Raw genomic sequence first — 6,118 nt, forward strand, 5'->3', positions numbered from 1 at the left:
CTGTGTTGTTCTGAATGGTTCCAAAACAATCTAAGGCAGGCCTTGACTGCTAAAGAGGTTTTAGAGCTGTGTTGTTCTGAATGGTTCCAAAACAAGCTATCTGAATGTATTTTTACAGTTGGTGTTTTAGAGCTGTGTTGTTCTGAATGGTTCCAAAAGGATATTTTCTGGAAACTTTGTTTTTGAGGTGAAAGCCTCCTTTCTCTCAATCATAAAGATAAAATAATACAAAGAAGTACTGAACTTCTTTGTATTTTTAAGTTTTTATTGCATTTGCAATAAAAATAAGTTATACTATATAGGTGAGGAGGTTCTATGACTATTTTACGAGAGATTGGAGTGATTGCTCGGGCGCTGGATGCCATGGCAAATATTGAGTTTCGCCATGTGGATTTGGCAAAAGGGCAGTATCCTTACTTGGTTCGTATCGTGGAAAATCCGGGCATTATCCAAGAGGAGCTTTCAGACCTGCTCAAGGTCGACCGCTCAACTGTGGCACGTTCGGTTAAAAATTTGGAAAGAAAAGGCCTGATTGTGCGCAGGAGCGCCGAGGGCAATCTGAAGAATAAGGAACTTTTTGCGACGGAAGCAGGAGAAAAGGTTTATCCGCTGATTATCGCTGAGCACAGCTATTCCGAGCAAAAGGCATTGACAGGATTTTCAAAAGAAGAAGCGGAGCTGCTAGAGGGCATGCTAGCCAAGGTCAGAGAAAATATCACCAGCGACTGGGAGCCGGTCAAAAAAGGACAAAAAAGAAAGTACACAGAGGTAACAACATGAACATCACAATTGAACAAGATTTTTGGGATTTGTTTCCTGGGGCGCAGATTAGCCTGATGATTGTCAAGGGCTTGGACAATCGTGTGGATGAGAGCAAGGATCCCTATTTTAAGGAGCTGCTGGACAAGGGGAGGAAGAGATCTGAGGATTTTATCCTAGATGAGAATTTCACGCAAAATGAGGTCATTCAAGAGTGGCGTCAAGCCTTCAGCAAGTTTAAAACCAAGAAGGGCGCACGTTCGTCCATTGAGGCTTTGCTCAAGCGGGTCAGTCAAGGGCGGGAATTTCACCCAATCAATCCTTTAGTCGATATTTATAATAGTATTTCTCTTTCCTATGCCGTGCCTTGCGGCGGAGAGGATTTGGCGAAAATTGAGGGTGGTTTACACCTAGGAAAAGCAAAGGGTGGCGAGCCTTTCTTTCCACTGGGGGCTGAGAGTGACGCGCCAGCTTTGCCCGAAGAAATTATCTACTTTGACAATGCGGGCACAGTTTGTCGCTGCCTCAACTGGCGGGAAGCGCAGCGTACCATGCTGACAGAGGAAACCACGGACGCGGTTTTGGTGATTGAAGCGATTAACGCCGAGCAAAGCGAGCGGGCACAGAAAGCCATGCTGGAAATGCAGAAGCTAGTTGAGGATTACTTCGGTGTGACAGGAGAAATTACGCATTTGACTGCGGAAAATCCAAGTTTGGACTATTAAAAAGAGCTCATTTGAGCTCTTTTTTGCGATTTTTAAAGACGAAAATCTTACTGAAGACATAGTTGAGGACAATGATGAGAACCTGAGCAATCAAGGTTTCAATGGTATTGACTGCCTTTATATCATTGTTGACGAATTGTCCAATGAGCCCCGGAAAGGTTGTAACAAAGAGAAAAGTTAGGGCGACATCGAGAAAGAGAGTGGTCAAGCGAGCCGTGATAAATTTGAGCAGGCGGGGCAGCCAGCCCTGTCTTTTTTGCTTAAATACAATCGTATCATTGGTTACAAAGGCAAAGAGGATACCAGCCACATTGCCCAAAATCGTCGAGAAAATCTCGTTGCCACTGAGCTCGTAGGCCAGCATGCGCGTAAGGACAGACACGACAGTCGTCGCTACTCCGAAAAAGAGGTAGGACAAAACTTCATTGTCAAAAAATTTTTTAATGTATCTTTTCATAAATTCAGTCTACCATATTTTGCCTTTTTGTGCTATACTAGAGGAGCTCTTAAGATAAAAATGCAGGATTAAAGTTAGTTGCATATATAAACAAGTTTTGTTTCTTGTTTTTTATGTAATTGATACGAACGCCCTTTGTATCTTATGTAACTGAATTCGAGCTAAAAGCTCGGAAAAAAGATAAATCTTCCTAGGAGCTTGAGGCTTCGTCGTCACATTTTCTATTTTTTCTGCGTTTTCTTAACGCTCTCGTATCTTAAGTGCCCTTGACGCTTAGCTTCTTTCGTCAAGCATATTAAAGGCGGTAAAACCGCTAAAGGAGAAACAATGAAAAAATTAACTGTTCGTGATATGGCTCAAATCGCCCTTGTGGCAGCGATTTATGTTGTGCTGACTATAACGCCGCCGCTCAATGCGATTAGCTTTGGCGCCTATCAATTTCGGATTTCTGAGATGATGAATTTTACGGCTTTTTACAATCCTAAATACATCATCGGTGTGACCATTGGCTGCATGCTGGCAAATTTCTTTAGCTTCGGGCTAGTTGATGTCTTTGTCGGTGGTGGTTCGACCTTGGTCTTTCTGTCTCTAGGAGTTTTCCTCTTTAGAAAATACATGAAAGACTATCTCTTCAATGGTTTCATCAATAAGGCTTTCTTTTATTTTGCCCTATTCTTTTCACTGTCCATGTTCACCATTGCCCTAGAACTCCACATTCTGCAAGGTTTGCCTTTCTTTCTGACTTGGTTTACCACAGCCGTGGGAGAATTTGCTTCGCTTCTGGTCGGTGCCGTGATTATGGACAAAATCGGCAAGCAAATCAATCTGAAAAACTAAACATCAATAAACTGGGAATTTCTCAGTTTTTTTTGTGGCAAAATTTCCCAAAATAAAGGGAGAAAAACAGAAGATTTTTTCTTTTTGTGTTAAAATAAAGATATGAAGGAAAGAATGTCCCAATTAGTCACTTTGCTCAATCGCTATGCTCACGAATATTACACGAGCGACAATCCCAGCGTGTCAGACAGCGAGTATGACGCTCTTTATCGCGAGCTGGTTGAGCTTGAGAAAGACTATCCGCAAGAGATTTTACCAGATAGCCCGACCCACCGCGTGGGCGGAAAAGTTTTGGAAGGTTTTGAAAAATACCAGCACCAGTATCCGCTTTATAGTTTGCAGGATGCTTTTTCACGTCAGGAGCTCGATGACTTTGACAATCGCGTGCGCAAGGAATTTCCCAAGGTTTCCTACTTATGCGAGCTGAAAATTGACGGTTTGTCCATTTCTTTGACCTATGAAAATGGGGTGCTAGTGGTGGGAGCGACCCGTGGCGACGGCTCTGTCGGTGAAAATATCACGGAAAATCTCAAGCGTGTCAAGGATATTCCTTTGACCTTGCCAGAAGCGCTCAATATAACGGTGCGCGGTGAGTGCTATATGCCGCGCAGCTCTTTTGATGCGGTCAATCAGTATCGGCAGGAAAATGGTGAGCCAGAATTTGCCAATCCGCGCAATGCGGCAGCAGGAACCCTGCGCCAGCTGGATACTTCTGTGGTGGCAAAGCGCAATCTAGCGACCTTCCTTTATCAGGAGGCTAGCCCGACCAATGAGCCCAGCCAAGAAGCTGTGCTGGAAAAGCTGGGGAAGCTAGGTTTTACGGTCAATGCCAATCGTATCCTTGCTCAGTCTATGGAGCAAGTTTGGGCTTTTATCGAAAAAATCGAGCAGGAGCGTGAACACTTGCCCTATGATATTGACGGCGTTGTTATCAAGGTCAATGATTTGGAGGTGCAAGAGGAGCTTGGCTTTACTGTCAAGGCGCCTAAGTGGGCCATTGCCTACAAGTTTCCAGCTGAGGAAAAGGAAGCACAGCTCTTGTCGGTCGATTGGACCGTAGGGCGGACAGGGGTTGTCACACCGACTGCTAATCTGACTCCCGTGCAGCTAGCAGGGACGACAGTCAGTCGAGCAACCCTCCATAATGTCGACTATATCGCTGAAAAAGACATCCGCCTCCATGACACAGTCATCGTCTACAAGGCGGGCGATATTATTCCAGCGGTTTTGTGCGTGGTGGAAAATAAGCGTCAGAACCAAGAAAAACTAGAGATTCCTAGCAAGTGTCCGAGCTGTGGTAGCGAGCTGATCCATTTCGAGGATGAGGTGGCGCTGCGCTGTATCAATCCGCTCTGTCCCGCTCAGATTAAGGAAGGTTTGATTCATTTTGCCAGCCGCGACGCCATGAACATCACGGGCTTGGGTGAAAAGATAGTGGAGAAGCTCTTTGTCGAAGAGCTGGTCAAGGATGTCGCAGGTATTTACCGCTTGACGGTGGAAGATTTGCTGGAGCTGGAAGGTTTCAAGGAAAAGTCAGCGAATAAGCTCTACACGGCCATTCAAGCCTCTAAGAGCAATTCGGCCGAGCGGCTCTTGTTTGGCTTGGGTATTCGTCATGTGGGCAGCAAGGCCAGTCGTATTTTGCTGGAAAAATTTCACGATATAGAGAATTTAGCTAAGGCCAAGCAGGAAGAGATTGCGGCTCTTGATAGCTTGGGCATGGTGATTGCCGAAAGTCTAGAGACTTATTTTGCGCAGGAAGGCTCGCAAATTCTTTTGGCAGAGCTAAGAAAAGCGGGTGTCAATCTGGCTTATCTGGGCGAAAAAGTAGCGGCAGATGCAGCTCTTTCGGGCATGACCGTTGTTTTGACAGGAAAATTAGAGAAATTAACACGTACTCAAGCCAAGGAAAAATTGCAAAGTCTGGGCGCCAATGTAGCAGGCAGCATTTCTAAAAAGACCGACCTAGTGGTGGCGGGGAGCGATGCAGGCAGCAAATTGACCAAGGCTCAGGAATTGGGGATTGAAATCCGCGACGAAGCTTGGCTTGAGAGCTTGTAGAGGCAAAAGATGAATGATGTAAGAAAAAGAGCAAGGCTCATCTATAATCCGACCTCTGGTCAGGAAATCATGAAAAAAAAGATAGCAGAAGTGCTTGATGTTCTAGAAGATATTGGCTATGAAACTTCTGCCTACCGGACGACGCCAAAACCTCTTTCAGCACAGAAAGAGGCCGAGCGTGCGGCTAAGGCAGGTTTTGACTTGGTCATTGCTGCTGGTGGGGACGGTACCATTAACGAAGTGGTCAACGGCATTGCTCCCTTGGAGGAACGTCCGAAACTGGCAATAATTCCAGTTGGGACAACCAATGACTATGCGCGTGCCCTTAAAATTCCGACTGGTAATCCTGTAGCAGCAGCACGTATTGTTGAAAAAGGAAAGCCTGTTTTTCTAGATATTGGGCGAGCTTATGGTGATAAATATTTTGTTAACATTTCAGCGGCGGGAACTTTAACCGAGCTGACTTACAGCGTTCCCAGTGAAGTCAAGACACGCTTGGGCTATTTTGCCTATGTAGCTAAGGGTGCAGAAATGCTGCCACGGGCACAATTTCGTCCTGTGCGTATTACCCATGATAAAGGAATTTTCATCGGGAAGGTTTCTTTGATTTTTGTTGCCTTGACAAATTCTATCGGCGGCTTTGAGCAATTAGCGCCTGACGCCAAGTTGAACGATGGCAATTTTACACTAATACTTGTAAAAACAGGTAACCTTTTTGATATTTTGTCGCTCATGATTCAGGCCTTGAATGGTGGACAGCATATTACTGACCCCAAGATTGAATACATCAAAACGAGCCATCTCAAGTTAGAAATTTTAGATGAAAATTCACCTTTTATGATTAATCTTGATGGTGAATACGGGGGTGATACGCCAGTGGAGCTAGAAGTTCTTCACAATCATCTAGAATTTTTCGCTAATGTGGATGAGATAGCAGACGAAGCGCTTTTAGATTTTAATAATGATGCTATTTGAGGCTCTTTGTCAACTGTAGTGGGTTGATGAGAAGTTATAATCTGAGCCTGGGACAATAGTCCCTTATCTCCAAAAAAAGCAACGGCAAATCCGTTGCTTTTTTGCATGGTTGCGATAGTCTTGGTAAAATAGAATTGCACAATAAACCATTTAGAAAGGCTATCCCATGCATATTCACTATAACACAAATCAAACAACTTTACCACTAGAAATCAGTTCTTTCTTGCCACAAGACCATCTCGTCTTTACGATTGAAAAAGTGGTGAATACTTTGGAGGATTGTCACTTCCACGCCTTCTATCAT

Annotated in this window: 7 protein-coding genes and 1 riboswitch; of the genes, 6 read left to right on the forward strand and 1 reads right to left on the reverse strand. The window is 44.5% G+C overall.

Going from position 1 to position 6,118, the window contains the following annotated elements; genetic code table 11:
- The 3 genes from A3I3_RS11055 to A3I3_RS0109730 form a co-directional block, all read left to right on the forward strand.
- Positions 1–186, forward strand: a 186-nt coding sequence (locus tag A3I3_RS11055) for a hypothetical protein (RefSeq protein ID WP_205617691.1), incomplete at its 5' end; no start/stop codon positions are given.
- Positions 187–315: 129 nt separating this feature from the next.
- Complete coding sequence (locus tag A3I3_RS0109725) at positions 316–780, forward strand: MarR family winged helix-turn-helix transcriptional regulator (protein ID WP_018372496.1); 465 nt, start codon at positions 316–318, stop codon at positions 778–780.
- Positions 777–1,484 carry a B3/B4 domain-containing protein gene (locus tag A3I3_RS0109730; RefSeq protein ID WP_018372497.1) on the forward strand — a complete coding sequence of 236 codons (708 nt, stop codon included), beginning with the start codon at positions 777–779 and terminating at the stop codon, positions 1,482–1,484. The genes A3I3_RS0109725 and A3I3_RS0109730 overlap by 4 nt, the downstream gene beginning before the upstream one ends.
- Before the next feature lie 7 nt (positions 1,485–1,491).
- Here the strand turns inward: A3I3_RS0109730 and A3I3_RS0109735 are convergent, their stop codons facing one another.
- The gene (locus tag A3I3_RS0109735; protein WP_018372498.1) at positions 1,492–1,941 is read right to left on the reverse strand and encodes a GtrA family protein; all 450 of its coding nucleotides are present in this window, start codon (positions 1,939–1,941) and stop codon (positions 1,492–1,494) included.
- A gap of 228 nt (positions 1,942–2,169) precedes the next feature.
- Positions 2,170–2,271, forward strand: a riboswitch (PreQ1 riboswitch).
- Between A3I3_RS0109735 and A3I3_RS0109740 the strand changes: the two genes are divergently transcribed.
- From A3I3_RS0109740 to A3I3_RS0109750, 3 genes are all read left to right on the forward strand, one after another.
- Positions 2,269–2,778, forward strand: a complete 510-nt coding sequence (locus A3I3_RS0109740; RefSeq protein WP_018372499.1) for a QueT transporter family protein — start codon at positions 2,269–2,271, stop codon at positions 2,776–2,778. (Overlaps the previous riboswitch by 3 nt.)
- Positions 2,779–2,880: 102 nt before the next feature.
- Positions 2,881–4,839: an NAD-dependent DNA ligase LigA gene (gene ligA / locus A3I3_RS0109745; RefSeq protein ID WP_026129777.1), complete on the forward strand. Its 1,959-nt coding sequence runs from the start codon at positions 2,881–2,883 to the stop codon at positions 4,837–4,839.
- 9 nt (positions 4,840–4,848) lie between these two features.
- Complete coding sequence (locus A3I3_RS0109750) at positions 4,849–5,814, forward strand: diacylglycerol kinase family lipid kinase (RefSeq protein ID WP_018372501.1); 966 nt, start codon at positions 4,849–4,851, stop codon at positions 5,812–5,814.
- Positions 5,815–6,118: the final 304 nt, after the last annotated feature.

The sequence above is a fragment of the Streptococcus massiliensis DSM 18628 genome (assembly GCF_000380065.1).
Lineage (GTDB): Bacteria > Bacillota > Bacilli > Lactobacillales > Streptococcaceae > Streptococcus > Streptococcus massiliensis.